Genomic DNA, 20,013 nt, shown 5'->3' with positions numbered 1-20,013 from the left:
TTTTTAAGCGCCTTTATACTGTGTTTGGTAGGCATGATGCTGTTTAGCAGGCATGAGTGGTTCATTGGTAGTGAAGCGTTCAGTTCGCTTCGAGTAATTCAGCAAAGTGGCTGGCCGGCTGGGGTTTGGCTATATAAAATCCTTGAATAAAGTCGATAGCGTATTCTCCCAGCAGATTCCATTGCTGCTCCGTTTCAACGCCTTCGGCGACTACTTTTAAACCCAGTTCACGGGCAAGGCTTGCAATCGCTGCAACAATGGTACGGCTGCTGTTTTCTTGTGGGTGCAAGGCCTCAATAAAACTGCGATCTATTTTAAGGCTATGGGCGGGAATGTTATGCAAATAGCTTAGTGAGGAATAGCCTGTGCCAAAATCATCCAGCGCAATACCACAACCCAATGCACGTAATTGTTTGAGCAGGGTCGCTCCCTCTGCTTCGCGGTTAAGCAGTATGCTTTCGGTTAGCTCAAAGGTGATCAAAGCGGGGGAAAGCTGGCTATCACGTAATTTCTGAGTAATATGATTAACGAAATTGGACTGCCAAAACTGAGCGGTGGAAAGATTAATGGCCACAGAGATTAGTTTTTTTCCTGTAGCCTTCCATGCCCGCATGTCAGCAAGTACCAGGTCGATTACCTTTTCGCCTAACGGCAAAATTAAGCCTGAGCGTTCTGCAAGAGGAATAAACTCACCCGGTGGTATCAGGCCGCGCTGTGGATGTCTCCAGCGAACGAGCGCCTCGGCAGAGGCGAGCCGGCGATTGTTGCGCTGAACTAGCGGCTGATAAGCCATGTATAAGCCTTCGCCGGTTTCAACCGCGTTACGCAAGGCCGTTTCCATGCTTAATTGGTCACGCGCCTGCTGATCGACAGCCGCCTGATATAGGCGATAGGTATTTCGCCCTTCACGTTTGGCACGATACATTGCTGCGTCGGCATGCTGGATTAATGCTTCAGAAGTGCTGCCGTCATCAGGGTAAAGGCTGATGCCCAAACTGGAGCCAATGCGAAAACTGTGGCCGTGTAACGAATAAGGTGCGCCGACGGCGTCAATTAATCGTTGGGCAACGGAAGAGGCTTCGGAAAAACCGTTAATATTAGGCAGTAATGCAATAAATTCGTCTCCGCCCAGTCGGGCGAGCGTATCATCTTCGCGTAGTTTAGCCGTCATACGCTCGGCAACACTTAACAGAAGGTCATCTCCTAGGGCGTGTCCCAGTGTGTCGTTTACCTGCTTGAAATGGTCCAAATCGATAAATATCACCGCCAGCTGTTCTGTGGCGCGATGGGCGTGGCGAATAGCCAGAGTGATGCGATCTTCAAGCAGGCGACGATTGGGTAGCCGGGTTAACACATCGTAGTAGGCCAAGTGGCGAATCTGCTCTTCGTTTTCACGCATGTGCGTGATATCTGAAAAGAGTCCGGCGTAGTGCTGTGTTATGCCCATGTCATCGCGAATAGCCGTGATGGTCAGTAGCTCAAGATATAGCTCACCCGATTTACGCCGATTCCATACCTCGCCTCGCCAATAGCCATCTGCTTTTAGGGTATTCCACATTTGCTCATAGAACGCTGCATCTTGCCGGCCTGAACCTAGCACGTTTGGCGTCTTGCCCAGTACATCATCCAGGCTATAGCCGGTTAGGTGGGTGAAGGCAGGATTCACAAATTCAATACATGCTGCAGCATCGGTAATGATAATTCCTTCCAACGATGAATCAATTACTCGCTCTGCCAACTGCAGGTTTTGATTCGAGCGCGCCAGCGCTTGATCGCGTTGCTTAAGGGCATCGCGTAAGTCGGCAAGATACAAGTATTCAGCGCCGTGAAGTATGTCGGAAAATCCAAGCAAGCCGATGATATCGCCATCGTTATTGTGAACAGCTAAGTGGCGTACACGGTGATCAATCAAAAGATCCCGTGCGTTGATTAATGGTGCGGTTGCCTCAATAGAGATCAATGGCTGACTAGCCAGATACTTCACCGGGGTATCATCGGACTGATTGGCGATAAACGATACGATGTCACGCTCAGTAATAATGCCGAGCTGATCATTGCATAGAATAATCGCAGCATCTTGATGGTGATTGCGCATTTGTAATGCAGCTTCCGCCAAATTTAGCGAGCCATCAATTATTAGTGGGTTGCATCGCATGGCAGCATGTACTTCGCGAAGGCGAAGGTAGGGCTCTAGTCCCTGATTAACGGCAATATCGGTTTGCGATAAAATCCCGATTGGCTGCTGTTCTTCATTAATGATCAGGAGATGGCGAAGCTTGTGGGTATTGAGAAGGAGAGTCGCTTCGCTTAGCAACATTTGATGCGTTGCGGTATATACCGGTGCAGACATAAAATCAGCGATAGGCCGCATGAGGGCAGAGGGCGTATCGAAATTAATTGTTAGGGCGTCATGCTCTGTCCAGATACCCACAGCTTTTTGATTTTCCATAATGACAATGGAGCTACAGTGACGCTCGGTCATGCGTTTTGCAGCCTGGTAAAGGGGAGTGTCGGCTGCGCAGTGCAAAATGCTGGTTTGCATGATGCGTGAAATGGGTAAATCTTGATGAATAGTCATGAGTATCGTTACGATAGCCAGTAAAGGTTGCTAAGTTGTAGGTAGCATACCGTATTGAGCAAATAATTCTTTGGCCAAGGTCTAAAAGTAATAAATTAGTCACTTATTCCCTTGTAATTAATCGCTGTGCCCCCATCTTGCGAGCATGGCGCTTGCCACCTTGCGCTAGGGTTCATAAAATTGCCCCTTAGAATTTATTTAAACACAGTTAACATAACGCCCAGCCGCTAGAGGACAATTCATGCAAGTTTCCGTCGAGACGACCTCCCAGATCGAACGCCGTATTACTATTCAAGTACCGGCTGCCGAAATCGACGAGGCTGTCAGTGCTCGCCTGATAGACACCGCGAAAAACGTGCGCCTGAATGGTTTTCGTCAAGGCCGGGTGCCGATGTCCGTCGTTCGTCAGCGCTACAGCGACAGCGTCCGCAGTGAAGTGGTGGGTGAGGTGATGCGCGAGCGCTATGTACGTGCGATCACCGAAGAAGGCCTTAATCCGGCTGGCTACCCCCAGATCGAGCCCCAGGTTAACCAGACTGGCAAAGATCTAGAATTTGTAGCGATCATGGAAATCTACCCCGAGGTTGAGCTGACATCGATTGAAGGTACCGATGTTGAGCGCCCGGTGGTTAGCGTAAGCGATGCTGACGTTGATGAAATGATTGAAACACTGCGCAAACAGAATGCTGATTGGCAGGAGACTGATGCGCCGGCAGCTGATGGCGATCAGGTGACTATCGATTTCCAGGGTTTCCTGGGCGATGAGCCGTTTGAAGGTGGTAGTGCAGAAGGCCACTCCTTGGTTATTGGCTCCAACAGCTTTATTCCAGGCTTTGAAGAGCAGCTGATCGGTGCTAAAGCCGGCGAAGATAAAACCATTAAAGTGACCTTCCCAGAAGATTACCAAGCCGAACACTTGGCTGGTAAGGAAGCAAGCTTTAACGTTACGGTTCATAAAGTCAGCACACAGAAACTACCTGAAATTGATGATGCCTTCATTGAACGCTTCGGCGTTGAAGATGGCGACCAGGAAAAATTCCGCGCTGAAATTAAGAAAAACATGACTCGTGAAGCGACGCAGGCCGTCGATAATCGTGTTAAGCAGCAAGTGCTGGACGCGCTGAAAAAAGCCAATGACATCATGGTGCCGAGCGCACTGGTTCAGCAAGAAACCGATGCCATGAAGCGTCAAGCGGCACAGCAGTTCGGTCTGGGAGAAGACTTCGATGTTAGTCAGCTGCCCAATGAGCTTTTCGAAGAGCAGGCTAAAGGCCGCGTTCAGGTAGGCCTTCTGCTGGCTGAAGTAATCAAAGCTAATGAGCTTGACGCTGACGATTCTGCTATAAAAGCGAAAGTAGAACAGCTTGCCGAGCAGTACCAGGATCCTTCCGAGGTTGTTGAGTACTACATGAGCAACGATCAGCTGAAAACTCAGGTAAAATCTGCCATTCTCGAAGAGAAAGCGGTAGACAAGCTGCTTGAGCAAACGAACGTTAAAGATGTTGAAATGTCTTATCAGGAAGCACTAGCTGCCGCTCAGCAACAGGCTGAGCAAGACGAGGGTGCTGAAGAAGGCGAGAAAGCGGACGCCTAAGTTACCCCATCAGCGCGGCGCACCGTTTGCGGTGCGCCTTTCCCTTACCGGACGCAAGGAATCACCTTAATGAGTGAATTTGATATTCAAAACGCCGGCGGTTTAGTGCCCATGGTGGTTGAGCAGAGCGCCAAAGGGGAAAGAGCCTATGATATTTACTCGCGTCTGCTGAAAGAACGCGTGATTTTCCTGGTTGGCCCTGTTGAAGACTACATGGCTAACCTGGTGGTCGCTCAGATGTTGTTCCTTGAATCGGAAAATCCCGATAAGGATATCCACCTTTACATCAACTCACCGGGCGGATCGGTAACTGCAGGTATGTCGATTTATGACACAATGCAGTTTGTTAAGCCCGATGTATCAACCGTGTGCATTGGTCAAGCGGCCAGCATGGGCGCACTGCTGTTAACAGCCGGTGCGGCAGGCAAGCGTTATTGCCTTCCCAACTCGCGCGTTATGATTCATCAGCCGCTGGGTGGCTATCAGGGGCAGGCTTCTGATATCGAAATCCACACCCGTGAGATTTTAGGTATCCGCGAGAAGCTCAATCAGATTTTGGCGCACCATACCGGCCAGGATTTAGAAACGGTTGCCCGTGATACTGATCGTGATAACTTTATGAGCGCCAATAAAGCTCAAGAGTATGGCTTGATTGACGCAGTGCTGGATAAGCGGCCTACATCCTGATAGCGTGATGAGGTTTTGCTTTTCTAACGAGCTTTTATGGCGGTGTAAGCCGCCGCAGTGACAGAGGTACGCGAATGGCCGACGGCAAAGGCAAGGACGAAGGTGGCAAACTGCTTTACTGCTCGTTTTGCGGAAAAAACCAAAACGAAGTGCGTAAGCTAATTGCTGGTCCGTCCGTATATATCTGCGATGAGTGTGTCGACTTATGTAATGACATCATTCGCGAGGAAGTTCTCGAAGCCGATGCCGAGAGCGATGAGGAGCGTTTACCTACGCCTCGCGAAATACGTCATACCCTGGACGACTACGTCATCGGACAAGACCGCGCCAAGATGGTGCTGTCTGTAGCGGTTTATAACCACTACAAGCGTCTTAAAACGGATGTGCGTGATGGCGATGTAGAACTAGGTAAATCCAATATTCTGCTCATCGGCCCGACAGGTAGCGGTAAAACGCTGCTGGCGGAAACCATGGCGCGTTTATTGAACGTACCTTTCACCATTGCGGATGCAACAACGCTGACCGAAGCAGGTTATGTGGGTGAAGATGTTGAAAACATCATCCAAAAACTGCTGCAAAAATGCGACTACGATGTAGAGAAAGCCGAGCGCGGCATTGTTTACATTGATGAAATCGACAAAATTTCACGCAAGTCAGATAACCCGTCCATTACACGTGATGTATCGGGCGAGGGCGTGCAGCAGGCGCTACTCAAACTGATTGAGGGCACCACGGCCTCTGTACCGCCTCAAGGCGGGCGTAAGCATCCACAGCAGGAATTTGTTCAGGTTAATACTGGCAATATTCTGTTCATTGTGGGCGGTGCTTTCGCTGGGCTGGATAAGGTTATCCGTGACCGTGCTGAAAAAGGCGGCATCGGGTTCAATGCCAGCGTAAAAAGCAAAGAGTCATCGCGCGGTGTGGGCGAGCTGTTAGCGGATGTCGAACCTGAGGATCTGGTGAAATTTGGTTTGATTCCAGAGTTCGTTGGTCGTCTTCCGGTGATCGCGACGCTAACCGAGCTTACCGAAGATGCGCTGGTGCAGATTTTGACAGAGCCTAAAAACTCTCTCATCAAGCAGTATGCGAAGCTCTTCGAAATGGAGGGCGTAACGCTTGAGTTCAGAGATGAAGCGTTGCGGGCGGTTGCTGGCAAGGCAATGGAGCGTAAAACAGGTGCACGTGGCCTACGCTCGATCCTTGAATCAGTATTGCTTGACACCATGTATGAAATTCCTTCATTGGAAAACGTCAGCAAGGTGGTTATCGATGATTCGGTAATTGCTGGTGAAAGCGAGCCGCTTTTAGTGTACTCAAAGCAGGAAGAAGCGAAGGTTGATGGCACTGATGGCTAGTAATGAATCAATAGCCGCGGCCTAGCTTTAAGCGCTTGCGCCATTTCGAGGGGTCGCCTAGGCGGCCCCTCGTTGTTCATAAGGTGTCACTGCGTAGCATGCTCTACACTGCGTAGTACTTTTCATACAGTGATGTACTTGGCTAAGCGTTTTATCGAGTACTCATCCGATTTGTTGAGGAACGTCTGCGATGCAGCAGAACGCCGAACAGACTCAATGTCTACCCCTATTACCATTGCGGGATGTCGTGGTTTACCCGCAGATGGTTATCCCGCTATTTGTGGGTCGTGAAAAGTCGATCCAAGCGCTTGAAGTGGCGATGGAAGCTGATAAGCGTGTATTGCTGGTGGCTCAACGCGAAGCTTCCCAGGACGAGCCGGATAATGCTGATCTTTACGCCATGGGAACCGTGGCGGATATTATGCAACTGCTGAAACTGCCTGACGGCACTGTAAAAGTGCTGATAGAGGGCAGCTTTCGCGCAGATGTACTTGAGATCGAAGAGAACGAAGCGGGCTACACCCAGGCGCACCTGTCTCCGCGTGAGAGCGAGCCACTAAGTAGTCGCGAGCAGGAAGCGCTTGTGCGTGTGCTGCTTAATCAGTTCGAGCAATACGTCAAACTGTCCAAAAAAGTGCCTAACGAGGTGCTTAACTCGCTATCAGGTATTGAGGACCCAAGCCGTTTGGTGGATACCATCTGCGCTCACTTATCGCTGAAAATTGGCGATAAGCAAGAGCTTTTAGAGATGGATCGAGTGCGTGATCGCATCGAACACCTCATGGCGTTGATCGAGTCCGAAATTGATCTGCTTCAGGTAGAAAAGCGCATCCGCTCGCGGGTTAAAGAGCAGATGGAGAAAACACAGCGCGAGTACTACCTCAACGAGCAGATGAAGGCCATCCAGAAAGAAATGGGTGAGCTCGACAACGTGCCTAACGAGGCGGAAAAGTACGAGAAGGCAATCAAAGAGTCAGGCATGCCTCAAGAGGCCGCCGCTAAAGCGACTCAAGAGCTTAACAAGCTCAAAATGATGGCCACTAACTCTGCCGAGTCGACCGTTGTACGCTCCTACCTTGACTGGTTGATAGCAGTACCTTGGAAAAAACGCACGCGCGTGAAGCACGATCTAGTCAAAGCGCAAGAGGTGCTTGATGAGGATCATTACGGCCTGGAAGAAGTCAAGGCGCGCATTCTTGAGTACCTGGCCGTACAAAAGCGCGTTCGCAAGATGAAAGGCCCGGTGCTGTGTCTGGTAGGCCCGCCAGGGGTGGGTAAGACCTCTCTGGGTCAGTCGATTGCGCGGGCGACGAACCGCAAGTACGTGCGCTTGGCACTGGGCGGTGTACGCGATGAATCTGAAATCCGGGGGCACCGACGCACCTATATCGGTTCGCTGCCGGGCAAGCTAATGCAGCGCATGAGTCGTGCAGGTGTTAAGAATCCGCTCTTTTTGCTGGATGAAGTCGATAAGCTAGGCATGGATCACCGCGGAGACCCCGCTTCGGCGCTGCTTGAAGTGTTGGATCCAGAGCAGAACAACAGTTTCAGCGATCACTACCTTGAACTCGATTATGATCTCTCGGAAACGCTGTTTATCTGTACTGCCAACTCCATGAATATTCCTGGTCCGCTTTTGGACCGTATGGAAATTATTCGTCTGCCTGGCTACACCGAAGATGAGAAGCTGGCGATCGCACGGCGTTACCTGCTGCCTAAGCAACTTGCAGCTAATGGCTTGAAAACCGACGAGCTGGCGCTTCAAGATGACGCGCTGTTAGAGCTTATTCGTTACTATACGCGTGAAGCCGGTGTCCGGGAGTTAGAGCGGCAAATTGCGAAGGTGTGTCGTAAGGTACTTCGTGAGCGTCTTGAGAGTAAGGGGCTTGAAGAGCAGCAGGTTCTATCTGCCGAGCAGATTGAGACCTATGCGGGCGTAAGGCGCTACAGCTATGGTTTGGCAGAGCAGGATGATCAGATCGGCCGTGTGACAGGCCTTGCCTGGACATCGGTGGGTGGCGAGCTTTTAAGCATCGAGTCGGTGGTTACGCCGGGTAAAGGACGCATCCATAAAACCGGCTCGCTGGGCGATGTCATGAAAGAGTCGGTTAGCGCGGCGCAAACGGTTGTCAAAGCGCGCGCCAAAGGCTTTGGTATCGACCCTGCGCGGTTTGAGGTTGAAGACCTGCATATCCATGTGCCTGAAGGCGCGACGCCTAAAGATGGCCCCAGCGCGGGCGTGGCAATGGTTACGGCAATGGTCTCGGCCTATACACAGCGTGCGGTACGTTGCGATGTCGCCATGACCGGTGAAGTGAACCTGCGTGGTGAAGTTCTGCCGATTGGCGGCTTGAAGGAGAAATTGCTGGCAGCCCGCCGCGGTGGTATAAAGACTGTCTTGATTCCTGAAGAAAACCGTCGTGATCTCAAGGAAGTACCGGAAAATATCAAAGGGGCACTTGATATTCGTCCGGTACGCTGGATAGATGATGTATTGGCAGTGGCGTTAGTTAGTAATGAAAACGATGGAGGTGCTCCGTTAAAGAGCACTGAGTCATCGTTTGACGCCTCCGCCGTCGCCAATACCCATTAATTTTAAAGCCATTGGTCTTTAATTTTACTTAATGAATTTGCCCAATGCCTTGTGCGGCGGGCATTTCACGGCGTGGTTGCTTGACAGGTGTTTCAAGGCATTGCTATAAAACGCAGCTATGCTTTGAGGTTGTACCTTCTGGTGGCCATGCCGTTCAGAGCCATTTTTTTGAAACAGTTAAGGGGTGAAGTGTGAATAAGTCCGAGCTGATTGAAGCCATTGCCGCGTCTGCCGATATTCCTAAAGCAGCGGCAACCCGCGCATTGGATGCCATGGTGGAGTCTGTCACCGAGAGCCTCAAAAAAGGTGAAGGCGTTTCACTGGTAGGTTTTGGTACCTTCGCAATTAAAGAACGTGCTGCACGTACTGGTCGTAACCCGCAGACTGGTCAGCCTATTGAGATCAAAGCTGCTAAAGTACCCAGCTTCAAAGCAGGCAAGGCGCTGAAAGACGCCGTCAATTAATTGATCTGTGTTTAAGTAATCTAATGGGCGCATCGCATCCGCGATGCGCCCATGTTATTTTCTGGCCTGGTATTTAAGGGGTTATCCGAAAACAATTTTCGGGCAACATTAAGGTTTATTTGTATGGCTGTGTTTATCTGAGGCTAGCATGCTGCAAAGTATTCGAAATGGCTCCAGAAGCTGGGGCGCCAAAATTATTATCGGTCTCATGGTAGCTGCCATGGCGCTGTTTGGGGTGGAATCCCTGTTTAGTGTCTTTGGTAGTGATCCCAATGAGGTCGCAAGCGTTAACGGTGAGCCCATCATGCGTCAGCAGGTGGAGCTTGAAGTGCAGCGGGCGCTGCGCTCTGGCCAAGTGCCGCCAGAGCAGGAACGCGCGTTACGCAATGACATGCTTGATCAGCTGATTACACAGCAACTGCTAACGCAGTACGCCGATGACGGCGGTTTTTTTGTTTCCGATGCACAGCTAGATCAGATCATTGTTGGACTGCCCGAGTTTCATGACCAGGAAGGCCGTTTCTCAGCTGAGATTTTCCGCAACCGTCTGGCAGGCGCAGGCTACACGCCTGTCTCATTTAGGCAAGACCTGCGCCTTGACATCAAACGTCAGCACTTGCAGCAAGGTCTGGCGTTTAGTGATTTTAGCCTGCCAAGCGAACAGAATCGTTTAGCGGAGCTGCAGCGTCAGCAGCGCAGTTTCCGTTACGTATTGTTGGATAACGATAACGCCAATATCGAGACCAATGTCACCGACGAGCAGGTGCAAGCCTACTATGATGCCAATCAGGAGCGCTTTGAGCGTCCTGAGCAAGTGCGCGTCGAATATGTGCTGATTGATCGTCAGGAGATGGCTTCTGAAAGCGATGTCGATGAACAAACTCTGCGCAATGCGTGGCGTGAACAGAATCAAAATGCCGATCGACGTATCTCGCATATCATGGTGGCATTTGGCGATGAGCGCACTCGTGATGAAGCGCGCGAGATTGCTGAAACCGCAAAAAGCGATCTAGAAAGCGGTGAAACCTTTGCTGACACCGCACTGCGTTACTCTGATGATACGGCCAGTGCCGAAGAGGGCGGAGATTTAGGTACGATTTCACGCGGCATTTTTGGCGAAGAGTTTGATAATGCCGCCTTTGCCCTCGAAGAAGGAGACACTTCTTCGGCGGTGGAGATTGACGGTGCATTCCATATCCTTCAAGTGACCGAAATCGATGCGCCTGCATTTGAAGAGCAGCGTGAGATGCTGCGCCAGAACGTTGCCCTGACTGAAGTCAACGACACGTTTAATACCAAAGTGCAGCAGCTGATTGATGAAAGTTTCGCCGCTGAAGATTTGCAAAGCGTTGCCGACCAGCTGGACCTAACCCTCAATCAGACCGACTGGCTTGCCCGTGGTGAAGGGGAAGGCGTCCTTTCTGAGCCAGGCGTGCTGGATGAAGCCTTTAGCGACGAAGTCTTGGGAGATGGCTATAACAGCGAAGTCATCGAATTGGATGATGACCGTCGCCTGGTGCTGCGTGTCGCAGAGCATCGCGATGCAACATTGATTGGCCTGGATGAAGTGCGCGATGAAGTAGAGCAATCCGTCGCGGCAGAACAGCGCCAGCAGGCCGTGCTGGAGCAGGCGCAAGCCATGACCGCTGAGCTTAATGCCGGTGAGTCAGTCGATGTCGATTGGCTGGAGGCCGCCAATGTGAGCCGCCAGTCGGAGAGCGCATTGCCTCAGGCATTAGTGCAGGAAGCCTTCCGCATGCCACATCCGGAAGATGGCGAGAGCCTTTATCGGGCAGTTGTGTTGCCGCAGGGCGTTGCCGTGGTGGCCTTGGATGAGGTCTCTGACGGTGAGGTTGACGAACAGATGTCAGGTTTTGTCGCGCAAATGTCAGAGCAGTTAAGGGCTCAGGCAGTGATTCAAGGCTTGATTGATAACCTGCATCAGGATGCCGATATTAAGCGCTAGTCTACTCACGTAAGGCGAGCGCCTAAGATAACAACTGAGATAAAAAGCCGATCAAATTGATCGGCTTTTTTATCGCTAGATTATGAACAGACTAAGCCGCTGGAGGCGTTGTCAGGTCAAACTGGCGCAAGTGTGGCATGGTATTATGATCTGATCGTTCAATGATCACATCCCAGCCGTGCTGATTATCCCAGTCGCCCAGCACAAAGCGCTTGGCAGGCACATCTTCCACCGTAAGGTCGTGCACCTTTGGCCGGTGGGTATGGCCATGAATCATGGTAGTAAGGCCGAAGCGCTCCATCAGTGCTACTACTTCGTCCTGGGTCACATCCATGATCGCCTCAGCCTTGTTGGCATTGGCATCACCCGACTGTAACCGCAAGCTTTTAGCCAGTTCCAGGCGCTGCTCAAACGGCAGGGCCAATATTTGAGCCTGCCATTCAGGATTGCGTGACTGCTGGCGAAAGGCCATGTAGGCCTCATCCTTGGTGCATAAGCTGTCGCCATGCAGCAGGGCAACCGCCAGGCCTTCCAGCTCCACTTCCTGTACATCCGAGAGAAGCGATGCCTGGCAGGCATTGATAAAGCGATCACCCAATAAGAAATCCCGGTTGCCATGCATTATGTAAATGGCTGTACCGTTATCGCTCAGCTGGCGTAAGCGTTGGATAACCTCATGAGCTACCGCACTCAGCGGGTGCTGAGTATCAAGCAGGTCATCGCCAATCCACGCATCAAAAAGATCGCCCAGTATATAAAGGGCATTGGCTCCTTGAGCAGTGTGTTCCAAATAGCGATAAAACCCCTGATTGATCTCAGGGGTGTCGCTGCTTAGGTGCATATCAGCTACAAGCAGTGTGCGCATAAAGCTCCCGAAGGGTTATTCCGCTTCTTTTACATAGGCACGCTCAATAATCACGTCTTCCGCTGGCACATCGGCGTGCATGCCGCGGCGAGTAGTGCTCACGCCCTTGATAGCGTTAACCACATCCATACCTTCAACTACTTCACCGAAAACCGCGTAACCCCAGCCTTGCAGGCTTTTGCCGCTATGGTCTAAAAAGCTGTTGTCGCCCACATTGATAAAAAACTGAGCGGTAGCCGAGTTCGGATCCTGGGTGCGGGCCATGGCCAGCGTGCCAACGGTGTTTTTCAAGCCGTTGTCCGCTTCATTTTCGATCGGGTCACGCGTAGGCTTCTGATTAAAGTCCTGGTCAAAACCACCGCCTTGGACCATGAATCCGTCGATGACCCGGTGAAACAGTGTGCCATCGTAGAAGCCGTCACGAACATACTGCTCAAAGTTAGCCGCTGTTACCGGCGCTTTTTCATGATTAAGCGCGATAGTGATGTCACCGTGGTTCGTCTGTAATACGATCATAGATAAATTCCTGTTCAATAAAGGCGTTCGCCTTGGCGCTGTGCATCGGCGTCACGCTATAATAGCGGTTTTGCCCTGCACCGCGAAGCGCTAACCCGATTAGCGTAGGTACTGGTTGCCTGGCACGCCATCCACCACGAGGTTTTCAACACCACCATGACCAACGAGACCACCCCAGCGCCGAACTTCATTCGCAACCAAGTACGCGACGAAATCGAGGGCGGCCAGGTCACAAAAATCGTGACACGTTTCCCCCCTGAGCCCAACGGCTTTCTGCACATCGGTCATGCAAAATCGATCTGCTTGAACTTCGGGTTGGCGGAGCAAATGGGTGGTGACTGTCATCTGCGTTTTGACGACACCAACCCCGCAAAAGAAGAGCAGGCGTATATCGATGCCATTAAAGAGGACGTCAGCTGGTTAGGCTTTAACTGGGCGGGCCCGGTTCGCTTTGCCTCAGACTACTTTGATCAGCTTTACGCCTGGGCGCAGCATCTGATTCGCGAAGACAAAGCCTACGTGGATGATCTTTCACCCGATGAGATTCGTGAGTATCGCGGCACGTTAACGGCACCTGGCAAGCCAAGCCCTTATCGCGAACGCAGCGTCGAAGAAAATCTGGATCTGTTGGAGCGTATGCGCGCCGGTGAATTTGGCGAAAGCGAGAAAGTCTTGCGCGCCAAAATCGATATGGCATCGCCCAACATCAACCTGCGCGATCCGATCCTGTATCGCATTCGTCATGCAAGCCACCACCAGACGGGCGATAAATGGAAGATCTATCCTTCCTATGATTTTACCCATGGCCAGTCGGATGCGATCGAAGGGATTACCCACTCGATTTGTACTCTTGAGTTTGAAGATCACCGTCCCCTGTATGAGTGGTTCCTTAACAATCTGCCGGTGCCTGCAAAGCCGCGTCAGATCGAGTTTGCACGCCTGAATCTTGATTACACGCTGACCTCCAAGCGCAAATTGAAGCTGTTGGTTGACGAGCAGATTGTGGACGGCTGGGATGACCCGCGGATGCCGACGATTTCCGGTATGCGCCGCCGTGGTTATACCGCTGCCTCTATTCGTAAATTCTGCGAAATGATCGGGGTAACCCGCGCTGATGGCGGCTTGGTGGATATTGCCATGCTAACTCACGCTATCCGCTCGGACCTTGAAGATAACGCACCGCGTGCCATGTGTGTGTTGAAGCCGCTTAAAGTAGTGCTAACCAATGTGCCAGAAGGCCATGAGGAAACGTACGAAGTGCCGGGCCACCCCGCGCGTGACGATATGCCGATGCGCAAGGTGCCGTTTAGTCGAGAGCTTTACATCGACCAGGATGACTTTATGGAAGACGCGCCCAAGAAGTTCTTCCGCTTAGCGCCGGGTAAGGAAGTACGTCTACGCAATAGCTACGTCATCCGTTGTGATGATGTGATTAAAAATGCCGCGGGCGAGGTCACTGAGCTGCACTGTTCGGTTGATTTCGATACGTTAGGTAAAAACCCGGAAGGGCGTAAGGTCAAAGGCGTCATCCACTGGGTCAGTGCGGCCCACGGCGTTCCCATGGACGTGCGCCTGTATGACAACCTGTTTATGGTAGAGCAGCCTGACCGCGATAAAGACGTCGATTTCCTGGAGCACCTGAATCCAGAATCGCTCACCGTATGTCAGGCGATTGGCGAACCGAGTCTTGCCGATGCGACGTCTGAAGCACGTTTTCAGTTTGAGCGGGTAGGGTACTTCTGTGCTGACCGCCATCTGTCCAAACCGGGTCAGCTGGTGTTTAACCGTACCGTAGGACTAAAAGATAGCTGGGCGAAAATCAAACAGAAAGGCTAAGGAATAGTCATATGCAAATTTATAATACGCTGACGCGTCGCAAAGAACCATTTACTCCGCTGGTCGCGGGTAAAGTGAGCATGTATGTCTGCGGCATGACGGTGTATGACTATTGTCACCTTGGCCATGCGCGCGTCATGGTCGCGTTTGATGTCATTACCCGCTATCTACGCCATCGGGACTACGATGTTACCTACGTGCGCAACATCACCGATATCGACGATAAGATCCTCAAGCGTGCCGAGGAAAACGGGGAAAGCATTACCGCGCTCACGGAACGCATGATTGACGCCATGCATGAAGATGAAGCGCGGCTGAATGTGCTGCCTCCCAGTCATGAGCCCCGGGCAACGGGGCATATTGGCGATATCGTTGCGATGATCGAAACGCTAATTGCTAAAGGTTTCGCCTACCCCGCTGACAACGGCGATGTGTACTACCGGGTGCGTAAATTTACCGATTACGGCAAGCTCAATAATCGCCAGCTCGATGATATGCGCTCAGGCGCACGGGTTGATGTGGATGTTCATAAAGAAGATCCGCTTGATTTTGTGCTCTGGAAAGCCGCAAAGCCGGGTGAAGCGCACTGGCCGTCCCCCTGGGGCAATGGCCGTCCTGGCTGGCATATTGAGTGCTCGGCCATGTCGACCTGCTGCCTGGGCGATACCTTCGATATTCATGGTGGGGGGCCTGATTTGACCTTCCCGCACCATGAAAACGAAATTGCCCAGTCGGAAGCCGCAACGGGTAAAACCTACGTTAATACCTGGATGCATGCGGGGGCCGTGCGCGTTAATCAGGAAAAAATGTCGAAATCCCTGGGCAACTTTTTCACTATTCGCGATGTGCTGGTTGACCACGATCCCGAAGTGGTGCGTTATCTGTTAGTGGCCAGCCACTACCGAAGCGCGATCAACTACTCGATCGATTCTCTACATGAAGCCAGAAAGTCGTTAACGCGCTTTTACACCGCGCTGGAAGGCGTGGAGAGCGATAGCCAGGATGCTCAGGCAGACGCTGTCGGCAACTATCGAGAGCGCTTCACGGCCGTGATGGATGACGACTTCAATACGCCTGAAGCGCTTGCCGTGCTCTTTGACTTGGCCCGGGACTTGAATCGCGCCAAGAGCGAAGCGCCTGAAAAAGCTCGTCCGCTGGCCGCTGAGCTTAAACAGCTCGCCGGCCTATTGGGCCTTCTTCATCAAGCACCCCAGGCGTTTTTAAAGGGCACGCAATCGCAAACCGCTGCGTTAAGCGAAACGGCAATTGAAGAAAAGATTGCTCAGCGGCAAGCGGCGAAAGCGGACAAGGATTTTGCCCAGGCGGATGCCATTCGTGACGAATTGGCCGCGTTAGGCATTATTTTAAAAGACTCCCGCGAAGGAACCACCTGGGTGGTTGAATCTCCGCAATAGGCATATGTAGTCCAGACGCCGCGATAGCGGCGTCTGGCATCCGCGCAAATGCCTCTTATACTGGAGTTTATAACCTCAGTATTTATAAATTCACGCTTCGCAAGGACAGGGTTTATAGATACGGGGCTTATAAACACAGCATTTATAAATGTAGAACCTGTAAATGCCAGGATGTGTAGGCAAGCTGGCATGAGCGTCAGTTTGCCTACAACGCTCAGCAACGAGCCCTTCAATAAAGACGTCTACTAAAGGATTGCCAAGATGCGCTTTACAATGAAACCTTTGCTATTGGTGACCAGCCTCTCGCTGGTAACACTCTCTCAAGCGAGCGCGAACGACCCCGTCGTAGTGTCTTCCAAGATCGATACGGAAGGCGCCGTGCTAGGTGAGCTGATCATTCAGACGCTGGAGCGCAACGGCATCTCCACTGAAAATCGTCTGCAGCTGGGTGCAACCAATGTTGTGCGTACCGCGCTGACAACCGGTGAGATAGATATTTATCCTGAATATACCGGTAACGGCGCGTTCTTTTTCGACATGGCTGAAAGCGACGTTTGGAAAGACCCTGAACAGGCCTACCAGACCGTACGCGAACAGGATGCTCAAAACGGACTGGTGTGGCTGACGCCGGCGAGTGCCAATAACACCTGGGCCATGAGTATTCGTGAAGATGTCGCTAGCGAACATAATTTAAAAACGCTGGATGATTTAGCCGCCTATATCGCTGATGGCGGAGATTTCAAATTCGCAGCCAGCGCTGAGTTCGTTGAGTCCGCCCAAGCGCTCCCTGCGTTTCAGGAGGCTTACGGGTTTGAACTGACGGCAGATCAGCTGCTGGTGCTTTCAGGTGGCAATACCGCCGCGACAATGCGCGCTGCGGCCCAACAGACCAGCGGTGTTAATGGTGCCATGACCTACGGGACCGACGGTGGATTAAACGCGCTGGGTCTGGTGGTGTTAGAGGATACGCGAGGCGTTCAGCCGGTGTATCAGCCGTCGCCTGTTGTGCGTGAAAGCGTTTTAGACGCCTATCCGGATATCGAGCCGCTGCTTGAAGAGGTTTTTTCAACTCTCGATGAAGTAACCCTGCAGGAACTTAATGCCAACGTAGCCGTTAATGGCCTATCGGCGGATCAAGTCGCCAACGACTATCTCGACAGTCTGGATAACTAATTAATGTCGCTTTTGGATGCGCTACCCACGCCCAGGCTAGGGCGTGGCAAGCACCCTAATGCTGTTTTAGTCAGTTTAAGCGTGACGATGCTTGCGGCGGTGTGGGGGTTGGACGCAGCAAGCGTTGCGGCGAATCGAATTGTCCAGGCGACAGGCGTTAGCGCAATGGATGCCATCGGCTGGCCCGGGGTGCTGCTGGCATCGCTATTAATTATCGCGGTGGGCGGGCTTGCCTATCAACCCAGCCGCACTAATTACTGGGCAGCCCTCGGGGTAGTGGTGTTAATTCTAGCGCTGATGCCGTTTGGATTAATGGTTGCTGGCCACTTTTTAATAGACCCGGAGCTTCCTCAAGCACGGTTAGGCATTGGGGCAGGCTACTGGGTTTTGTTGTTTATCCTGATGCTATGCCTGATTGAGCTGCGCTTAAAACTCGCCTTGAAGCGCTTTTGGCCGGTGGTGATACTCTCGAGCATAGGGCTGGTCTGGTGGCTATGCGCATCGCTATGGTTGAGCGATTTGGCGCTGGTTCAAGAATTTAAAGCTCGTGATCGACAGTTTATCCAGGCGGCTTTAGAGCATATTTTACTGGTAAGCGTGGCGGTCAGTATTAGCATCGTCTTGGGTACGTTCTTGGCGTTGTTGATGCGACGCTTTGTAAAACTGCAGAAAAGTGCTTTTGCGATACTCAACTTTCTCCAAACCATTCCGAGTCTGGCCCTGTTTGGCCTTTTGCTGGCGCCGCTTGCCTGGCTGGCCGCTAACGTACCTATCCTTGCCCAGTTAGGGGTCAGTGGGATTGGTAATACGCCGGCGTTAATTGCATTGGTGGCCTATAGCCTGTTGCCCATGGTGCGCAATACCTACATTGCGCTTGAAGAAGTCAGCCCTGATACGCTGGAAGCCGCCAGCGCCATGGGCATGCGCGCCAGCCAGCGGTTCTGGCAGGTGCGCTTACCCCTGGCCCTTCCGATTATGCTTGAGGGGGTGCGTATTACCACCGTACAAGCCATAGGACTGACAGCGGTTGCCGCGTTAATCGGCGCTGGCGGGTTAGGAACGTTTATATTTCAAGGGCTCGGCCAAGCTGCTATGGATATGGTGCTGCTTGGCGCACTGCCTATTTTGATACTGGCTTTGGTGGTGGATGCTGGGCTGGGTGCCTTGGCTGAAGTGCTGCGCCCCGGAGGTGTTCGATGATTGAGCTATCACAAGTCACCAAACGCTTTGGCGATGAAACGGCGGTCAATGCGATTGATTTGAAGATCGCCAAAGGCAAATTTTGTGCGCTGGTAGGCACGTCGGGCTGCGGTAAATCAACCACGCTGCGTATGATCAACCGCCTGATCGAGCGTAGCGATGGTGATATTATCCTGGATGGCCAAGCCATTGAGGCTTACGACCCGGTCAAGCTGCGTCGCCGGATTGGCTACGTGATACAAAGCACCGGCTTATTTCCGCATTGGACGGTCGCGCGCAATATCGGCCTGGTGCCTCGGCTACTCAAATGGTCGGCTGAGGATATTCAGGCGCGTGTAAAAGAGCTGATGGAGTTGCTCGGCCTGCCCGTTGAGGAGTTTGCCCACAAGTATCCGTATCAGCTTTCCGGCGGACAGGCGCAGCGCGTAGGTGTAGCACGGGCTCTGGCGGCGGATCCGGATATTCTATTGATGGATGAGCCCTTCGGTGCGCTGGACCCGATTACCCGCATCAAGCTTCAGGATGAGCTGGCAAGTCTTCAGGCTCGCCTGCATAAAACGGTGGTATTTGTTACCCACGATATGGATGAAGCATTAAAACTTGCCGATCATCTAGTGGTGATGCGTGACGGTTTGATTGTGCAGCAGGGCACACCGCTGGCGCTTTTGCAGCACCCGAAGGACTCCTTTGTCGAATCGCTTTTGGGTGGACTGGAGCGCGGTTTAAAGCAGGCGGCATTGACGCGCGTAAAAGATCATATGTCGTCTATGGGACCCACCTTGCCTTCACAGTATCGTATTCCCGCGGACTTCTCTCTGCGCCAGGCGCTATCGATGATGCTGCGGGATCATACCGACCGCCTTGCCGTTGTCGACCAGCACGATGTGCCCATTGGCGAACTGTCGCTGCGCAAAATCGTTAAAGAGGCCCAGCTGGAAAAAGGAAGTATGCGTGAAACCTAACGTAAAACAGCCTGCTCGCCCGTCAGCGCAATCCCCCAGCAATCGCTTATGGGGGCAGCCGCTACTTTGGGGCTTATTGCTGGCGATCTGTGTGCTGGGTATCCCGTATGCAGAAGGGCTCTTTCGGTGGTTTGAACCTAATGCCCGGCAGGTGATTTATCAGCGCGCGCATTTCTACGATCTGCTTGGGCGTCATCTGCTGGTGGTGGGAGTGGCGGCGATTGTCACTATTAGCCTTGGCGTTGGCGCGGGGATTGCGGTGACGCGCAAAAAAGGCCAAGACTTTTTACCCTTAGTATCGCAGCTTGCATCGCTTGGGCAAACGTTTCCACCGGTGGCGGTACTGGCGCTGGCGGTGCCGGTGCTGGGTTTTGGTACGCTGCCCATTATCATGGCGTTAATGCTGTATGGCCTGCTGCCGATTGTTCGCAATACGCTCACAGGTCTTCAAGATGTGGACGCCGATATGAAAACCGCTGCCCATGCCATGGGCATGACGCCGTTACAAACGCTTTATCAGGTAGAACTTCCGCTGGCCGCGCCGGTTATCCTGGCCGGAATTCGTACATCGGTGACGATTAATATTGCCACCGCTGCCTTGGGTGCAACCGTTGGGGCCAGCAATTTGGGCGACCCGATTATTGCCGGCATCATCAATGGCAATATGGCGTATGTTATCCAGGGCGCGCTACTGATTGCGCTGCTGGCACTGACGATCGATAGCCTATTTGATGCCTTACAAAGCAAGATACGCCTGCATTTGTCGTCCTCCCCAGGGGATTTGGCCCGTCATTCGACACGTTAAGCGG

General features: G+C 52.2%; 15 protein-coding genes. 12 read left to right on the top strand and 3 right to left on the bottom strand.

Annotated elements, in window-relative coordinates:
• Positions 1-79 precede the first annotated feature (79 nt).
• Entirely contained in the window at positions 80-2,578 is a 2,499-nt protein-coding gene (locus tag ACT3R7_RS07240; RefSeq protein ID WP_441675344.1) for an EAL domain-containing protein, read from the bottom strand.
• Positions 2,579-2,819: 241 nt separating this feature from the next.
• On the opposite strand from ACT3R7_RS07240, the gene tig reads away from it, so the two are divergent.
• The 6 genes from tig (at position 2,820) to ACT3R7_RS07210 (ending at position 11,237) form a co-directional block, all read left to right on the top strand.
• Entirely contained in the window at positions 2,820-4,172 is a 1,353-nt protein-coding gene (gene tig, locus ACT3R7_RS07235) for a trigger factor (protein ID WP_496198955.1), read from the top strand.
• Positions 4,173-4,241: 69 nt separating this feature from the next.
• Positions 4,242-4,859: an ATP-dependent Clp endopeptidase proteolytic subunit ClpP gene (gene clpP / locus ACT3R7_RS07230; RefSeq protein WP_192538559.1), complete on the top strand. Its 618-nt coding sequence runs from the start codon at positions 4,242-4,244 to the stop codon at positions 4,857-4,859.
• Between the two features lie 74 nt (positions 4,860-4,933).
• Positions 4,934-6,214 (top strand): ATP-dependent Clp protease ATP-binding subunit ClpX, encoded by a 1,281-nt coding sequence (gene clpX, locus ACT3R7_RS07225; RefSeq protein WP_193092217.1) that lies wholly within the window; start codon positions 4,934-4,936, stop codon positions 6,212-6,214.
• Between the two features lie 190 nt (positions 6,215-6,404).
• On the top strand, positions 6,405-8,807 hold the full coding sequence (gene lon, locus ACT3R7_RS07220) for an endopeptidase La (RefSeq protein WP_441675339.1): 2,403 nt from the start codon (positions 6,405-6,407) through the stop codon (positions 8,805-8,807).
• A 191-nt stretch (positions 8,808-8,998) separates the two neighbouring features.
• Positions 8,999-9,271 carry an HU family DNA-binding protein gene (locus ACT3R7_RS07215; RefSeq protein WP_018916250.1) on the top strand — a complete coding sequence of 91 codons (273 nt, stop codon included), beginning with the start codon at positions 8,999-9,001 and terminating at the stop codon, positions 9,269-9,271.
• A 148-nt stretch (positions 9,272-9,419) separates the two neighbouring features.
• Positions 9,420-11,237 (top strand): SurA N-terminal domain-containing protein, encoded by a 1,818-nt coding sequence (locus ACT3R7_RS07210; protein WP_193092215.1) that lies wholly within the window; start codon positions 9,420-9,422, stop codon positions 11,235-11,237.
• A gap of 91 nt (positions 11,238-11,328) precedes the next feature.
• On the opposite strand, the gene ACT3R7_RS07205 is transcribed toward ACT3R7_RS07210, so the two are convergent.
• Entirely contained in the window at positions 11,329-12,102 is a 774-nt protein-coding gene (locus ACT3R7_RS07205) for a UDP-2,3-diacylglucosamine diphosphatase (RefSeq protein ID WP_193092214.1), read from the bottom strand.
• A 15-nt stretch (positions 12,103-12,117) separates the two neighbouring features.
• Entirely contained in the window at positions 12,118-12,618 is a 501-nt protein-coding gene (locus tag ACT3R7_RS07200; protein WP_018916247.1) for a peptidylprolyl isomerase, read from the bottom strand.
• A gap of 156 nt (positions 12,619-12,774) precedes the next feature.
• On the opposite strand from ACT3R7_RS07200, the gene ACT3R7_RS07195 reads away from it, so the two are divergent.
• From ACT3R7_RS07195 to ACT3R7_RS07170, 6 genes are all read left to right on the top strand, one after another.
• A complete protein-coding gene (locus ACT3R7_RS07195) occupies positions 12,775-14,454 on the top strand; it encodes a glutamine--tRNA ligase/YqeY domain fusion protein (protein WP_193092213.1) in 1,680 nt (559 codons plus the stop codon).
• An 11-nt stretch (positions 14,455-14,465) separates the two neighbouring features.
• Entirely contained in the window at positions 14,466-15,869 is a 1,404-nt protein-coding gene (cysS, locus tag ACT3R7_RS07190; protein WP_496198954.1) for a cysteine--tRNA ligase, read from the top strand.
• 261 nt (positions 15,870-16,130) lie between these two features.
• Positions 16,131-17,042 carry a glycine betaine ABC transporter substrate-binding protein OsmF gene (osmF, locus tag ACT3R7_RS07185; RefSeq protein ID WP_193092211.1) on the top strand — a complete coding sequence of 304 codons (912 nt, stop codon included), beginning with the start codon at positions 16,131-16,133 and terminating at the stop codon, positions 17,040-17,042.
• Between the two features lie 3 nt (positions 17,043-17,045).
• Entirely contained in the window at positions 17,046-18,242 is a 1,197-nt protein-coding gene (locus ACT3R7_RS07180; RefSeq protein WP_193092210.1) for an ABC transporter permease, read from the top strand.
• Positions 18,239-19,204 (top strand): ABC transporter ATP-binding protein, encoded by a 966-nt coding sequence (locus ACT3R7_RS07175; protein WP_193092209.1) that lies wholly within the window; start codon positions 18,239-18,241, stop codon positions 19,202-19,204. Before ACT3R7_RS07180 ends, ACT3R7_RS07175 begins: the two co-directional genes overlap by 4 nt.
• On the top strand, positions 19,194-20,009 hold the full coding sequence (locus ACT3R7_RS07170; RefSeq protein WP_193092208.1) for an ABC transporter permease: 816 nt from the start codon (positions 19,194-19,196) through the stop codon (positions 20,007-20,009). The genes ACT3R7_RS07175 and ACT3R7_RS07170 overlap by 11 nt, the downstream gene beginning before the upstream one ends.
• Positions 20,010-20,013 lie beyond the last annotated feature (4 nt).

The organism is Halomonas sp. AOP43-A1-21, from assembly GCF_052376775.1.
Classification (GTDB): Bacteria; Pseudomonadota; Gammaproteobacteria; order Pseudomonadales; family Halomonadaceae; genus Vreelandella; species Vreelandella colorata.
The sequence above is the reverse complement of the archived record's forward strand: the minus strand, read 5'-3'. Positions and strand labels throughout refer to the sequence as shown.